The following is a 15,738-nucleotide window of genomic DNA, read 5'->3' on the forward strand; positions in this document are numbered from 1 at the left end:
CATTTGGCGTGGTCTTAATAGACTATATGAACTGAAGGCAGGCTTTGAGCTAGCCCAAAATTGTGGGTAATTAAATGCCATGGAGGGTGGGAATGCAGTTTATGCATGGTGGTATGGATACCACTAATTAGAGCAATGCAGGAGCAATTGCCGAGGAGCATTTAACTGTCATCGCTCCTCACCCCAATCACCTATTTCAATAGGCTCATGAGGCTTCGTCACTTGATGGCCTCACCTAAAAACCCTTCGCATTGGGTATATACCATGTTATCTGTACGCCTAAAAATCATGCGCGAAGAGTATAAGATTATTTACGAACAATTTTCTTTTCAGACTGATAATCTGCAACTGTAATGGGACTATGTCGACTCATATACTCACTGAGTACCTCAGCATCAACAAAGCCACTGTTGACATAATTGGGGTGATTATCCAATTTTGGATACCCATCTCCGCCTGCAGCAATATAACTATTTAAAGCCATCCGATAAGTTTTTGCAGGGTCGATTGACTGCCCTTTAATAGTGGCTTTAATCAGTTTGCCTTGCTTTATCAATAAATGAACACCAGAAAACTGCGCAAATGCACCTGAGTCTGTTGGTTTAGCAGCAAGCACCTTTAAATAGTCCAATAGCTCTTTACCAGTCAAATCGACTTTAGCCACTAAATTGCCAAACGGTTGCACTTTTAAAACATCTTTATAGGTAACAGAGCCCGGCTCTATACTGTCACGAATGCCTCCGGAGTTCATGACGGCTAAATCTGCCTGCATTTTTTCCTGTTGCGCTTTAGCAACCAACTCACCTAAATTGGTTGGCTGGAAACGGACCACATGACGATCGCCTTCTAATTTACCATCCAACTTGGCAACCTCTTTACCTAACTCCACCTGCCCTTTTTCCTGATATGGCGTTAAAAAGGCTTTCAACTCTCTGTCTTCAGCAATCGCTTTGCCAATTAATACCCGCTCTTCTTTATTACCTTGTTTAACCTTTTTCGTTAAATTAACTGGAATGAGCTGATAGTTAGTCAGGGTCAATTCCCCACCTGTAAACTCAAAGTCAGCCCGGCCTACATATTTGCCCCATTCATAGGCCTGCAAAATCAATGTGCCATTTTGCTTATCCGGTTTAAATAAAGGATCTTGAGAGTGCCCTCCCACAATGACATCCAAGCCATTCACCTGCCTGGCCAGACTAACATCACCGGGTGCATTAATCCCATGCTTAGCATTAGGGTAATGCCCCATATGGGTCACAGCAATAACCACTTGCGCCTGTTGTTTTAACTGAGGAACTAGTTGGCTAGCCTCAGTAATGGGGTTACGAAAATCAACTTCACTAATATATTCCGGATTACCTAATTTAGCAGTATCTTCTGTTGTTAAACCTAAAACAGCGACTTTTAATCCATTTAAATTAAACGTGGTATGCGCAGGAAACAGCCGTTTACCTTGCTGATCATAAATATTGGCTGATAAAAATGGAAAGTCGACCCAAGTCTGCTGTTTACGCAATACCGCCAGTGGATTATCAAATTCGTGATTACCAAGCGCCATGGCATCATAACCTAACCGTTCCATTCCTTTAAAATCTGGCTCAGCATCCTGCAAATCTGACTCAGGCACGCCTGTATTAATGTCTCCCCCAGACAATAACAACACATGGCCACCCTCAGCAGCAACCTCTTGACGAATTTGGTCTATTAAGGTTTTTCTTGCAGCCAGTCCATATTCACCATGACGGTTTGGCCAAAAGCGTCCATGGTGATCATTGGTATGCAGCAGAGTAACTTTGTATGTTTTTTCATCATCATACGACGCAGGCAACCACGCACAACTTGATACGACTACGGCTGCAGCAGCTAACACCCCTAACCGATATAAACGTGACTTCATTATGTGTTTCATATGCTTTACTTATTGTCTCAGTTTTTTAGGCAGCCGCTACTATACCAAAACCATTACCTAGTGATAATGTTTTTTAGACTAGTCTGACCCTACATTAAAAATGGTTTAAAAGGAGTGATGCAGGCTGTTCAGCAACCGCAATAAAAGGGGGTTAGCTATTCTTTTATTCCATCAAACAGATGCACATGGGGCATTAATATATAAAATAATTATTCAATAAAAGCTAATACTGGAAGGTAGCTGTTAATCGCTATTTTTCAGCCAATTTAGGTTTATCAATACATTCTTATCTGGTGAGCTATTATCAGGCAGTATCTAGCACTACCTGTTTTTTCTAGCAATAACCATTAACTATAAACAGATTAGGACACCTCTAATAATTGAACTAAAAGCTCTCAACCACATTAATTTGAGTAACTCCTAGTTCTCTCAACACCCCCGTAGCATTATCCAGTGAGTGGTATAACTTTTCGTGACCATGTTGATCAGTTAAAGGAAACTGATGGCCGCTTAAGTCTTCCACCACAACAGCCCAACCATTCCCTGTCTCACTGGTTTTAAGCAACCCTTCCCTTACCTGGTGACAGTTCACCATGGTTTGTAACTTGGCATATTCCATACTCACACCTATAACGATGACTACCCTATAAAGTATAGCTAATATAAAAAATAGGTAGTGAAGTCACTCTATTACAGTTAGCAAACAGCTGTAAAAAGCCTATAAAAAAATAACTTTAATTTACTCGTGCGCTAATAACCAGGTTTTCATTAATTTAGCCAGTTGTGCTTTTTCTTCTTCACTAAAACAAGCCAGCATTTGTTGTTCATTGTCCACATGTGCTACAACAGCAGTATCAACTAGCTGTAGGCCTGTTTCAGTTAGCGCAATCAACAAGCTCCTGCGGTCTGTTGCTGATGGCTGTCGCTTAATAAGTCCCCGTTGCTCAAGCTTATCTAACCTTGCTGTCATGGCTCCAGAGGTTAACATGGTGGTGTTATAAAGTGTTGTAGGTGTAAGTGGCTCGCCTCCTCTTTTTAAAGCAGCTAACACATCAAATTCAGCAATAGTCAAACCATGCGACTTAAGCACAGCTTTTATTTTTGGTTCAACAATACTGCTCATTCGACTTAAGCGACCAAAGATAGCCATTGGGCTCACATCCAAGTCTGGCCGCTGTTGTTGCCACTGTTCCAAAACCAAGTCCACATGGTCTTTTCGCATACATTCCACCATTGATGAAAAACCTGAGCTAGTCTGCCAGTGCTTAACTATTTTTTAAAGTATATCTTTCTATAAAGATACTTGACGTTATCTTTAAGCTAATTTACTTTATATAAAGATATTTTACGTAAAGGATTCGTTGTACGATGAAGTACTTGATTGCCGCACTTACACCCATTTTTTGGGGGAGCACTTATGCTATCGTCAACCTATGGCTAACTGACTTATCCCCCTTATGGGTTGCAACTTGGCGCGCATTACCTGCAGGCATTATTCTGATTTTACTTACCCCAAAAAAACTGCGGGTACTGCCAGTCAATGCCTTTAAATTGACTGGGCTAAGCTTAATCAATATCACAGCGTTTTTTGCACTGTTATTTATCGCCGCTTATCGACTGCCAGGGTCGGTTGCCGGTACTCTCACTTCCACACTGCCATTACAACTGCTGTTACTTAACTGGGTTTTTAATAAAATAAGGCCAGCTTGGTCTTGGCTGTCACTTTCATTACTTGGGGTAGCGGGGATTGTTTTATTATTGAACCCTTCTGCTAACCTAGACCCTATTGGTGTTACAGCCGCCTTAGGTGCCACATTATTAATTGCTACATCGGCTATTTGGGTACAACGCTGGCAAGTTGAAAATATTATTGGTTTGACCGGTTGGCAGTTACTGATTGGAGGCCTGTTATTGGTCCCTCTTGCCTGGATAGTTGAAGGCCCTGTACAAATCCCTGCAATGAATCAAGTGCCCGCCCTTTTATGGCTAAGCCTAGTCAACACCCTGTTAGCTTACTTGATTTGGTTTTGGTCTTTAAAACACTTGGGTAGCCATATCATTGGCTTATTGGCGTTACTTAACCCAATCACTGCCGTTGGATTGGGCTTGTTACTGGTAGGTGAGTCGCTTTCTTTCATGCAGTGGTTAGGTGTAACGTTAGTGTTAAGTGCACTAATTTTAATGAAGGTAATTAATCGAAAAACCCTGGTCAAAGCAAAACCTTCAATAAATTCACCTTCGACCAAACATAAAGCAGTTTAAAGGGCATCTCTAATAATAATGCAGCAAATAAATCTGCTGCATTATTAAACTGTTTAGCCTTGCAAAATAGGCTAACTAAACTGCATATTCTCAACTTCCCTTCGTTTAGCCGCTAAATTGACAAGGTATTGAATATTATCTTCACCAAAAATAATTCCAGCATGTACATCTTGCCCAGCCTCTAAAGCAGCTGCTTGACGAAAATCTTGGGCATCATACATTTTTAATGTGAGTTTCGGCTTATTTTCTTCATAATCAGGTATTACTACCTGCAATTTTTCTCCATTAGCATGAGGAGCAGTACCCTCTATCACAAAGTCATTGCCACTAAAATAATATTCCGCCCCTATACTGATATTAAATGGCAACCAGAGGGTAATATCGTCATTCCCATCAACATCCAATGTTTTTACTCCCTTAGCAGTTGATGTAAAACGCACCTGGTCTTGTCCACCCTGTGGTTTAATGCGGTCATTGCCTACCGAAGCAATAATGATATTACTGTCTCCATTTCCCAGCATCACATCTGTTTCTTCACTATCTTTAATCATTGGTTGCTCAGCGGTAGCCTGTATCGGTTGATGTAATGAGTTATCAACCACCTGCTCTCGAAAGTTGTCCTGATCAATAATAAAGTGAAAATAGGCTAATAATTGAGCTTTTTCTTTATCATTATCATTTGGGTAATAAAGCTTCCCTTTGCTAATATCCGTCAACACCCCTTTCTCTTTGACAATACGCTGAAACTCAGCAACTGACACCCCCTGCGTCTGACGATGAGTTAATCGGTTACCAGGGCCTGAGCCACTATCAACCACTAAATGCTGGCCCCTGGCACCATCATAACGGAACCACATACCTTTTAATGGTTCTTTATCATCAGCATCCTGATAAATACGCCAAGTAGTGGGATCTACAATAAAAGATTGGTTCTTATCAGGGGTATCACCAAACAACCAACGCCCATCTTCCAACACCTTAGCTTCATAAGGCGCAATGCGGGTATTTGCCTGATTGGGGTCTAAGCGTTGCTGGCTATTTTCCAAGGTGTTAAATACTACACTATGATTATTGATATCATAGTGTGCATTCCCATATCGATTCCCCTGCAAGTCATATACATCCCCTGTTAAAGGGCTGGCAATCATGCCATTAGCAAAGCGCCATAAGGGGCCATCCAGCTGTGCTAATCCCACCGAAGTCTTATCTATTTCAGAAACACCTGCAGGTTTTGTTAAACCTTGCTGTGATTTAGCCTCAAACCCGTAGACAGATAACTGCCCCTGTGCATCGGTATGAAAACTAGCTACCCCATCGTCAAACTGGGCAACAAAAGAGGTATAACCCGGTATCTGACCAACATTTAATAAAGCGTATTTGTCTTTGCTCATCCATAAGGTATTACCAGACTGTTGAATGTCAGCAAAGTTAACACCCTTAAAGCGTAACTGACTGCCATCATTAATCGTATCCAAAGCCACTCCCACACCTTTATCAACATCCAGCAGACTCAGCTGACTGCCTGCTGCACGAATGTGAAAAGTCCCATTGCCTTTTAAAGACAGCTGACTTTGTGCAGCTGATAAATTAATTTGTTGAGTTTTCTCATGCACATAATGAGTCGTTTGTGGCAATAGCTGAGTTAACGACTGAGCCCGCTGTGTAAGCGATTGTAATTGGCTTGGACCAAGGGTAATAGCAGAACCAGATTGACCTTGCACATTGAGTACAATAGAAGAGTGGTCTTCAATACGAATAAATCGGTCATGGTTTTGTTTATCACGAATGCGCAGCCCTTTACCATCATTCGTAGCGAAAACTTCCAAATGATCTAAGGCTACCCAATCAGTTAAATCAACGGTATTAATTTTTCCCGGAGCCAGGCTATTGTTATTGAGTCTCAGCGACTGTACATCTTCTGTAAGATAAAATGTACTTTTATCCCCTTCTGATTTAACAACCCCTTTTTTACTGCCAATATGGAAAATATTACTCTCCCCTTGGCCGGTTCTTAGCTTCAGGTTATCAGCATTACCGAGGATAAATGTTTTACCAGCGATTACACCTTGACTAGCACTTGTTCTTAAGTCGGCATCAATTTCTGCTGTTTTTGAATTACCTTGAATAAGCAGTGTTTCAGTTTCCGCTGCAGTAAGACTTGAGCCAGAAACCGTTTCTGTTATTTTAATAAAGCTTTCTTGCTTATCTAATCGATATTTCCACTCATATTCGAAGTCTTGAGATGGCCTGACTCGAATAGTATTAGGTGTTGGATTTGCTTCAGAATCCGGTAGTGCCGCTATACTGAACGCTGCAGTGTCGTTTCCCTCTTTCCCTACAAAATAAAGCTGCTTATTAGCATGATTAGACTCACCTTCTTTGGGTTCAGATTTTATCGCCGGGGCCACATAACGAACTACATCTGACAGATGTCCTCCCACATAACTTTGCTCAACCGCTTCATCAGTATAAAAGGTGTTTTGCTTATCCTTAAATCCTGCAACAACTGGAATTTTACTATCGCCGCCTAATGGATAATCTGACAAAAAGGTACGTGAACCTGTATTGATGGTTTTTTCCAGCCGCCAGGCATTCAAATTACCATGAGAAACATAACCCGTTGCATCAATTAACTCAATCCCGCTCCAGTTAGGATCAAAGTATTCATTCATATTAAAAAAGGTCACTTTATTACTATCACCAAAGCCCCTTTTTTCTGTTAGTACATGGGCTGGATTAGTCCTTACCTGGTGTACTTCATCACCATGTTCATCTTTTTCTTTAATCCTTAAGGTATGAGGGTATTTACCAAATAAAAATAATTCACTGGTCGGGAATAACCCAGAAGTATCAGTGATTGAGTCGCCTATGGTTCTAAATACCTGTTGTGATATTTGATCCTGTTCTGTTATCAATTGTTTGCGCGCATTAATCGCTTTTTGTCGCCGGGCGTCTTGTAACTCCTGATGCCACGACGTTTTATCATCCAGACCAAAGAATGCCGCAGCTCCGTAGCCTAACTTTTCATACCAGGCTAGCGGACGCACTTCTTTTTCAAAAGTATCAACTGTTTTTGCTGCTTGAATGCCTTGACTGATAGCAGATGCCACTAGCGCACCTACAGCCAGGAAAGGCCCTGCTGGTGTTGCAGCAAAGGCAACAGCCGCAAGTCCTAAAGCACCACTGGCAATGTCAAATGTTGATGAGGCAATGCCATAACCATCACCATTTCTAATTGCAGCATCTAAACCAAACGCACCATTAACAATATCTAAACCACTGGTAATCACCCCTAAAGGGCCTGCTGCCTTGCCGAGTTTACCTAACTTGCCAAGCTGGGCTAAGCCATCGGAACCGCCAAATACTTTTGCCAATGCCTTAGTAGCAGAGCCCGCTTTTGGTAGTTTTAAATTAAATTTCTTGGCTAAATCACCTACACTGGCAACACCCGATAATACTTCTTCGGCTGCACCTAATAACGTTGATGATGCTTGTAAGCGCTCTAATGGTGAATTACCAATCCCATACTCACCTAGAACTCTTAAGCCATTGGCAGTACCAAATGCAGAGTAAGCTGACAATGCTCTAGAGCCTTGCCCACTATCAATGATTTTTTTCCGAGTGTTATATCGTTTCTGTACGATATCAGCCAAGTTAAGTGTTAATTTGTCTGCATCCGATAAGTTTGAAACAGCACTTGCATCAACGGAGCGAGTCACAGACGCTGCTTGATTACTATTACTTGTGCCTGCCAGGTTGTTTCTGTCGTATGTTATTTCATAACTGCCATCTGCGTTAATATTAATTTCAGTAACATGAGGGCCAGCAAAAGGATCTACAACAGCTGTAGTATCGGTATTAGGTTGGCTATTAAGTTTGCTGACAATTGTTGATTTTTGACTATCAGCCCAGGCATTTAGCTGACCAAGAAATTGATCATAATCACTGGCGGTTGACAACAACGCTTTGGTTTTATCAACAAACGTTGTTTCAGATTGCGTTAGCGGAGCAGTGGCTGCCGTAGTGAGCCTTGCGTTTTGCACTAAATGCTGATTACGGGCAAAATTAGTTGAGTCATGCAATAAAGCCAATGTTGCTTGGTCAAAGTCCCAACTTAGTCGATGCGAAGCATCACCTAACAACGCATCAGTGAAGTCAGTGGTACTGGTAATTTGCTTGCCATCTACTTTTAAGCCAAGTGTATAAGCTTCTGATTTTTTTAGGCTAATCCAGCCGTTTTTATCACTCCACACACTAATGGTGGCATCGTTGGCTTTGATCCGCTCATATTCGGTAACCACCTTTGTTACACTACGATCAGCAGGATTATATGCACCTTGACTAACCACATTAGGCCGATTTGTCTGGCTGCCTTGTGTCGTATAATCCGGGGCTGGTTCGTAAGGCGGTTGTGCAGCTATTTTAAATTGCTGGGTAAAATCTTTTTTCGCCACAAACACTTTAAATGCACTGCCATTACCCTCTGCTGTAACCAGCTTTTTCAAATAATCATCAATCGCTCCGTCTTGCTGATGATGCTTATTATGAAATGCTTTAATTTGCTGGCCCTGAGCATTATACACATTAACCTGATCATGTTGGCTACGTGTCACCGTATAAACCGGCAACCAATGCTCGCCCACCTGTTGCATGATGACTGCTCCACCCGCACCAGGCTGCTTCATTTGACTAGCCGCTTCTGATGCCGCCTGAGAGGCTGACGCTTTCCCTTTAAAACGGCTATGATCAATGGTTTCAAATAAACCATTGGTACCAAAATTAGCTTCTTTACCTAAGTTTTCTTGATAGGCATCAAAGTGAGCGATATCAGCTAGTTCCTGTGGTGAAGCCTGACCGGTTGCTTCCAGTTGACGAATCTTAGCTATTTCCTGGCTATTCTTCACAAAATCCTTTTGCCTAGCATGAGCGCTTTGACCTAAATCATTATAAATTAACTGTAGTGCACGCCCTCTATTTTGAAACAACGATGAAATGCCACGGGTTTTATCGGTAATATCGGAAACACCTAGTTTATGGTTGACTGTTTCGGTGTAAATAGCGTTTGTAAACTTCATTTCATTAGTACTATTCACACTAACAAATACCGCTCCCAACCCTCTTTTATGTTTAATATTTCTATCTTCAATTAGGTTATAGCCTGATAATTCAAAGCTATCTTTATTATCCAAAATAGCCTGAATTTTATTTTTATCTGTTTCAGACAAAGATTCAAAATCCTGTCCAGATAAAATAGTATTAATTTCCTGATATTTATTATCCCGTAAACGAAATTCAACATTTAGTGATGTTGTGCCACCTTCTGTTTTATGCTTCAGCGCATTCTGCAATCGCCATTTAGCATCTGGATCATTTTGGAAGAATCGCTCTAAGGGGGGATACTTTTTAATGGTGTTATCAAGGTTATCTGCCGACAACGGTATACTGGTAATGTTGATAAATCGATTGGCCTTAGCAGTCTCATCACCGTCTGCTGGCACAACATCAGTTGGTTTGGGCGACTCAGTGGGTTTTGGATTACCTTTTAGATCAGGTAGTTTTTTTTCGCCAAACGTATAACTAAGAAACGAGCCACCTATTGTTGATGAAATAACACCATCGGGGCTGATTGAAGGATAAGTCACTTTTGCTGGCCTACCCCATAAAAACCCAGAAACTTTAAATTCGGTATCAGAAAAATAGCTAGACAGTTTGTCGTTCTGATACGTTAAACTAAAATCTGGTTTATCGGCATCAAAGGCTGAATCTGCTTTCCATCGCAATACGACATCTTTAGTCACATGCAAAGAGATACCAGGGACGAGCCCAGCGGATTTACCCAAGCCTACCGCACCTGAATTCCCCGTATTAAATGGAGAATCAACCCCACCACCAAACTTACCTGCTAAGTCACCTTCAAGCGTCAGAGGCTTGATTTCAAGTTCTTTACTCACTTGAATAGTATTTTTACCATTTGGCTTACGCTGGGCATTTTCCACAACCCAATTAAAGTCTAATTTATCGGTACCGTCTGTATTCGCTAACTTATTAATAAAAGCGGTTAAGTTTTCATCACTAAAATAAGCAGAGGCCCGTTGGTCACGCTTAGTTTTAGCCAGTGTGGCATCTACTTCCACATGAGCCCCTAACATGTATTTTTCACCTGGTTTTGATGCATAGCCTCCTACTTCTAAGGTAAGCCCTTTAAAGGTTGAAGTACCCCCCATCGTCACTTTAACCCCAGCTGCATCACGGCTGAACTGAATACTGTTATCCCCTTCCACACCCGTTTTGACCATTACGCCAACGTCGCCAATTCCTGAAGGGTGTGCCCAAACACCAGTGCTTGGCCATTTTAAGTCGATACCACCTCCTGCACCTAGCGAAAAACTGGCCCCTTCTGGCATCGACTGAATAAACTTATTAAATTCACTGGCAATGGTTTGGTTAGATGCATTGGATGGCAGCCCAAGTAAACGTTTTAACTGTTGTTTAGCACCATCACGATGAAACAACTCAGCACTATCCGCTACATTACGTTCAATGTTTTGCTGAACCGTAGGATCACCACGAAATAAATTCCGAAAAGCAGACTTAATGTTTTTAGCACTTTTAAACCAGCTAACAACGGTGGGTACAACCCCTGCTTGGTTATTAGTATGTGAACCTTTCTGGTCCTGATCAAAAACCCCAATAGAAATATCCACTTTACCCAATTTGCCTGTGGTATACATACGTTCCCAGACACTTTCCCAAGGGGTTTTGTCTTTAGTGCGAGAGGTTTGTTGCTCACTGGCCCCCTGTTGTCCATCAACGGTTTCCTGTACACCATCAGGGGATCGATTTAGCAAAGCATCAAGAATTTTTCTCGCTGTTGGACTCCAACGATTGATCTGATTGACTTTACTCCTGTCATTCGCATCAGGGCGTTCTTCATCTTGGCTCGTCTCAGCAACAGCTTCATCTGCTGTCTGTAGTGAGGATTTAGATTTAGTTAACAGCCTGGTCAGCTGTTTCATTGATAAGTCGGAAGTATTGATACCTTTACTAGTAGTTGAGTCATCACGTTGATCCAAATCAGACTGGGTGATAGGTTGGTTTTTATTTGAGTCCGTAGAAGATATTATTGTCATGTATTACTCCCCTCAATTCGGTACCAATCACTTTTTCTAAGCTTTCTTTTCAATTTTTCTCTAAACTTTCTCTCAACAACCTCCCTGTCACTCCAGCTATTTAGATTAATCTTATTTAAATTAACTAAGCGTTGGTTAATTTAGTCTTTTATAAGTAGAAAGCACTATATTACTTTCTTATTAATCACTGTACTATAAACACTGAGCAATCCTTGCTTGTGAATTGTGAAATATCTTATCCATCATTATGCAAGTATTTTTAAAGCACCAATACTTTACCAACTCATAATTTATGATAAATTAGTCACATTAAAATAAAGAGCCTCACTCTTTTGTGTGGGTAAATCTATACAACTTTGCGCAATCAATAATACAAGAATAATAAGTCACCACTACCTACCATGCTCTCAAATATGCATATATCTGTTAAATAATACCAGTTATCCACTTAGTGAAAGAATTTACCCACTATTAAAAAAAAATCTAAGCAAACTATTAGTTTAGCTTCACATTTTTATTCAGTTTATGTCTTTTTTTATTTGTAAATTACAATTACAGTTGCCTTACCAGGTCCAATTTGATTAGGAGAAAAACAATGAGTGGTGTACAAGGTATTACTGGTTCAGGTTGTGTTCAACATACTCAACAGACATGCTGTCCACAAGATAATAGCCAAGGCAAAGGTGATAAGGGAGTGGGTCAGGACGACTTAATGAAGTTGATACAAATGCTCATTCAACTGTTAATGCAAAGTATGCAGAACGAACAAAACTCAGAAAACAATCCAGAAGAAAACAGTCAATGTGGTACTAAAGGTCCAGAACAATCCTCGGCAAGCCCTGTAAAAAGTGCAGAGTCTTCAGCAAGAGGCTAAATTCAAGCATTATATATCTAGTACTTGGCAACAAAAAATCGTTGCCAAGTTAAGATAAAATTTTTAAATCAATGTTGCTACAATATTTTTAGGTGCCTTGCCTAGCAAATACATATAATCGTCACTTACCGTTGAAAAATGGTTATTCATTGTTGCCAAAGTTAATAAAATAAATTGATTGCTGTAATAATAAGAGTAGCCTAATCTAATATAAAATGATTTCAAGTTGTCGATTGAAATATTTTTATACATAAAAGGTGTATTGAGATATTGGTTGAAAATAAAAGATACCTCATCCAAATCATAGTTAGTAGGCCCCGTTAGATGAATATGGTAGTGCGGTTGCTCACATTTAAGTCCTAAAAATAGGAGTATTTCAACCAAATCATCAAGCATAAAAAAACTAATCCGTTTATTATCAATGGCATCATAATAAACCTGATTGGATAATATAAATAAAAAGGGATTAACAAATGAATCAAAGCAAACGCCAGGTTTAATATAGAAAATATGCTTTGAAGAAGTAAAAGTATCCTCAACCATATTTTTAATCAAGCATGTATTATATTCATAAGGAAATGCATATAGCATCGGTTGATAGACAACTACCTTAGTGGGAGCATAGTGAGCAATATTCTTAAGCTGTTTTTTTAATTGGTTTACATAATGTTTAGATGCTATTGGCGGGCATAAAACATACAGAATATCTAAATAAGTCTGATCCGACAAAACAGATATATTATCAGTATTAATAGGATAATAGTGAGTAAAGCTACCTGAACAGATAGCGACTTGTACAGTTTCACTCCTATTACCAAATTCATTGACCAGTTTATGTTCAATTTTATCATGATTGAATAAATCAATAATCATAATCAACACTCCATACTGCCATAAAGCAACTATACCCTTCAATCTGTTTATCTTTATTATCAACCATTGAATGAGTATAGATATATTTTTTTGTTATTAGTTATTACCGTACACAATATTGATTTTATTCTTCTCTTTTTGTCTATAGTTTTTTACTATTTTTTTGATACTTTTTATATATATATCTGGCCCCCTTATATAAATGACAGACTCCAATGGATGATGCTTGATTGTAAACTTATCGTCGTATACCTCCAAGTCTTTTAGCAAACTTATTAATTTACGGTAACTGATATCTTCTATACTAAGGATTTCATTTTTAATATCATCTTGTTTAACAATATATAACTTATAACCATCAAAATACCAAGTCGTACCAGACAATCGGCATAAATAGTGTAAATACTCTAAAGCAGACATTTCAGGTAAATCAACTGGTTTAACTCCACTAATTTCTTCTGGTAGCTGTAATGGTGTATCCATATTGAAAGAAAAGTCAAGGAAAGCTTGCTTTATTGAACGGTCGTTACTTTTAAACAGGTAGGGACTATCTGCCCACTCAGGTTGGGCAACCACTTTACAAGTGCTTACTAATAATAACAGCAAAACTAACCGATTAGTTAACTTCATAATTAATTGTTTCAATAATATTCAATTGATAGTCAGGATGCAGCTCTTCTAGTGACAGTACATATGCATAGATTTGATTTTGTCGAAGTAATTTAAATAAATACCGCCTGACCTCTTTAGAAACAAAAAAGACCGCTTGCTGTTTGTCGGACTCAAATGGAAAGCCGGTTACTTTTTGTTTGAATAAATTAAATAAATTCTGTATTTGTTCTGCAGGTAGGTCAAGAAAGTAACTATTACCTGTAGCACGTATTGCATTTTCTATCTCTTGCTCTAGTTGATAGCTTAACTTATAAGCTGAAATTTTTCTGGCATAGGCAAACTGGTTTGATATTTGTAAAGCAAGATCTGCTCTTACTAATTCAATAAGTTCTTCAATATCCTGTTCATTTTTGCCATGTTTAACAACAGCTTCGAGAATTGCTCGTATATGTTTGAGTGGCACCCGCTCATCTAACAGCCGCTTTAATAGATCAGCGAGCCCAGCAATAGGTAATACTTCTAGGGTTTCGCTGACTAATACACTATATTCTAGGTTGATTTGATCTAGTAAAGATCGGGTTTCTTGAATCCCCATAAAATTGGCAGAAAAACGAATCAATGTATTTGACAAGTTATGGAAGAAAAATGACTTTGCTTCAAATGCTTTCCCCATCGTTCCTTTATCATAGACATTCGGATTAACCAAAAAAAACTGATGATACCCCCAACACTCATTGACAGGCGTAAAGTCTTTTTCATTATAAGTATCTGGTAGTTTTTTAAGTATCTTCTTATCTTTGTGGAATTTGCCTTCATACAGAGGTACATCATCAATAGCTATCAAGTAATGGTCATCTTTGATCTTAGAATCTATTATTTGTCGATGCGATGGCAGCCTGATGCCAAATACACTATGAAAACTTTCTTCGAGCACCTGAAACTGCCTAACAAAATGTTCATCTTTACATAAAAAATCAAGGGTTGGAGACACTTTGATGGTAATACCAGGAAAAGGCTTATACTTCTCTTCATCAGTTAAACTATTATCTCTATCATCAAACCAGGTCACTTCTTTGAGGGTTTTCTGGTTTTTTTCTTTAAAGATAATATGAGCTCCCATTGCACCTAAGGTACTTCCAAGCAGTAAAAATAGCACGGTAGGAAACCCTGGAAGGAAAGCGAAGATACACAACAAAATACCTGCAAATACCATACTTTGAGGATAAACAGAAATTTGCTTAGTAATTTCTGTACTTAAGTCTTCTTTGTCCTCATTAACAACTCGGGTAATAATAATTCCCGCAGCAATGGAAATAAATAAAGCAGGTATTTGTGCTGTAAGCCCATCACCTATTGTCAAAATAGAATAAATATTGAGGGCTTGATCAAACTCCAATTGATGTTGCGCCATGCCAATAGATAATCCACCAACAATATTCACTACTGTAATGACTAAACCTGCAATGGCATCTCCTTTAACAAACTTCATTGCACCATCCATAGAACCAAATAATTCACTTTCCTTTTGTAAGTGCGTTCTTCGTCTTACCGCTGTTTGCATATCAATCATGCCACTACGCAAATCAGCATCAATGCTCATCTGCTTACCCGGCATACCATCGAGTGAAAAACGGGCACAAACTTCAGCAACACGTTCTGAGCCTTTGGTAATAACAATAAACTGAACAAGTGTAATAATAAGAAAAATAATAAGACCAACTGCTACATTGCCTTGAATAACAAAGTCACCAAATGTGGAAATAATGTCACCCGCTTCAGCATCAAGTAAAATTAGGCGTGTAGTTGTTACAGAAAGAGCTAAACGAAATACTGTCGCAAAGAGAAGAACGGATGGTAAGGTAGTAAAGTCAACGGGATCTTTGAGGTAAATAGCAACAATAATGGTAATAACAGCAAAACTAATATTCAGGGCAATTAAAAAATCAACTAATAAGGTTGGCAATGGTATGATCATCATGACGACGATGAGCAAAATTAAACCAACAAAAATAACATCCTTACGCCCACTAAGAATAGAATAAACTTTCTTTTTACTGAGTTGGCTGGTAATATCCATC

Annotated in this window: 9 protein-coding genes; 2 read left to right on the forward strand and 7 right to left on the reverse strand. The window is 39.3% G+C overall.

Annotated features, from left to right (window positions below):
• Positions 1 to 307: 307 nt before the first annotated feature.
• The 3 genes from ushA to ORQ98_RS02990 all read right to left on the reverse strand — a co-directional run bounded on the left by ushA (position 308) and on the right by ORQ98_RS02990 (position 3,131).
• Positions 308 to 1,897: a bifunctional UDP-sugar hydrolase/5'-nucleotidase UshA gene (gene ushA / locus ORQ98_RS02980; protein WP_274687298.1), complete on the reverse strand. Its 1,590-nt coding sequence runs from the start codon at positions 1,895 to 1,897 to the stop codon at positions 308 to 310.
• 397 nt (positions 1,898 to 2,294) lie between these two features.
• Positions 2,295 to 2,528, reverse strand: coding sequence for a hypothetical protein (locus ORQ98_RS02985; RefSeq protein ID WP_274687299.1), 234 nt, complete (start codon positions 2,526 to 2,528; stop codon positions 2,295 to 2,297).
• A 120-nt stretch (positions 2,529 to 2,648) separates the two neighbouring features.
• Positions 2,649 to 3,131 carry a MarR family winged helix-turn-helix transcriptional regulator gene (locus tag ORQ98_RS02990; protein WP_274687300.1) on the reverse strand — a complete coding sequence of 161 codons (483 nt, stop codon included), beginning with the start codon at positions 3,129 to 3,131 and terminating at the stop codon, positions 2,649 to 2,651.
• A gap of 146 nt (positions 3,132 to 3,277) precedes the next feature.
• Here ORQ98_RS02990 and ORQ98_RS02995 point away from each other — a divergent pair, with 146 nt between their 5' ends.
• The gene (locus ORQ98_RS02995; protein ID WP_274687301.1) at positions 3,278 to 4,171 is read left to right on the forward strand and encodes a DMT family transporter; all 894 of its coding nucleotides are present in this window, start codon (positions 3,278 to 3,280) and stop codon (positions 4,169 to 4,171) included.
• 71 nt (positions 4,172 to 4,242) lie between these two features.
• Here the strand turns inward: ORQ98_RS02995 and ORQ98_RS03000 are convergent, their stop codons facing one another.
• Positions 4,243 to 11,301: a hypothetical protein gene (locus ORQ98_RS03000; RefSeq protein ID WP_274687302.1), complete on the reverse strand. Its 7,059-nt coding sequence runs from the start codon at positions 11,299 to 11,301 to the stop codon at positions 4,243 to 4,245.
• Positions 11,302 to 11,896: 595 nt separating this feature from the next.
• Here ORQ98_RS03000 and ORQ98_RS03005 point away from each other — a divergent pair.
• Positions 11,897 to 12,175 carry a hypothetical protein gene (locus ORQ98_RS03005; protein WP_274687303.1) on the forward strand — a complete coding sequence of 93 codons (279 nt, stop codon included), beginning with the start codon at positions 11,897 to 11,899 and terminating at the stop codon, positions 12,173 to 12,175.
• 63 nt (positions 12,176 to 12,238) lie between these two features.
• Here ORQ98_RS03005 and ORQ98_RS03010 read toward each other — a convergent pair whose 3' ends face one another.
• The 3 genes from ORQ98_RS03010 to sctV form a co-directional block, all read right to left on the reverse strand.
• Positions 12,239 to 13,048: a Rossmann-fold NAD(P)-binding domain-containing protein gene (locus ORQ98_RS03010; protein ID WP_274687304.1), complete on the reverse strand. Its 810-nt coding sequence runs from the start codon at positions 13,046 to 13,048 to the stop codon at positions 12,239 to 12,241.
• A 96-nt stretch (positions 13,049 to 13,144) separates the two neighbouring features.
• Positions 13,145 to 13,678, reverse strand: coding sequence for a hypothetical protein (locus ORQ98_RS03015; protein ID WP_274687305.1), 534 nt, complete (start codon positions 13,676 to 13,678; stop codon positions 13,145 to 13,147).
• Complete coding sequence (sctV, locus tag ORQ98_RS03020; protein ID WP_274687306.1) at positions 13,665 to 15,737, reverse strand: type III secretion system export apparatus subunit SctV; 2,073 nt, start codon at positions 15,735 to 15,737, stop codon at positions 13,665 to 13,667. Before sctV ends, ORQ98_RS03015 begins: the two co-directional genes overlap by 14 nt.
• Position 15,738: the final 1 nt, after the last annotated feature.

It is taken from the genome of Spartinivicinus poritis, assembly GCF_028858535.1.
Taxonomy (GTDB): Bacteria; Pseudomonadota; Gammaproteobacteria; order Pseudomonadales; family Zooshikellaceae; genus Spartinivicinus; species Spartinivicinus poritis.

Bases quoted from the DNA above. Each gene is read 5' to 3' on its own strand.
- ORQ98_RS02995 (WP_274687301.1), top strand. From the start codon at position 3,278: ATGAAGTACTTGATTGCCGCACTTACACCCATTTTTTGGGGGAGCACT.
- sctV (WP_274687306.1), bottom strand. From the start codon at position 15,737: ATGGATATTACCAGCCAACTCAGTAAAAAGAAAGTTTATTCTATTCTT.
- ORQ98_RS02990 (WP_274687300.1), bottom strand. From the start codon at position 3,131: ATGCGAAAAGACCATGTGGACTTGGTTTTGGAACAGTGGCAACAACAG.
- ORQ98_RS03000 (WP_274687302.1), bottom strand. From the start codon at position 11,301: ATGACAATAATATCTTCTACGGACTCAAATAAAAACCAACCTATCACC.
- ORQ98_RS03005 (WP_274687303.1), top strand. From the start codon at position 11,897: ATGAGTGGTGTACAAGGTATTACTGGTTCAGGTTGTGTTCAACATACT.
- ORQ98_RS03010 (WP_274687304.1), bottom strand. From the start codon at position 13,048: ATGATTATTGATTTATTCAATCATGATAAAATTGAACATAAACTGGTC.
- ORQ98_RS03015 (WP_274687305.1), bottom strand. From the start codon at position 13,678: ATGAAGTTAACTAATCGGTTAGTTTTGCTGTTATTATTAGTAAGCACT.
- ORQ98_RS02985 (WP_274687299.1), bottom strand. From the start codon at position 2,528: ATGGAATATGCCAAGTTACAAACCATGGTGAACTGTCACCAGGTAAGG.
- ushA (WP_274687298.1), bottom strand. From the start codon at position 1,897: ATGAAGTCACGTTTATATCGGTTAGGGGTGTTAGCTGCTGCAGCCGTA.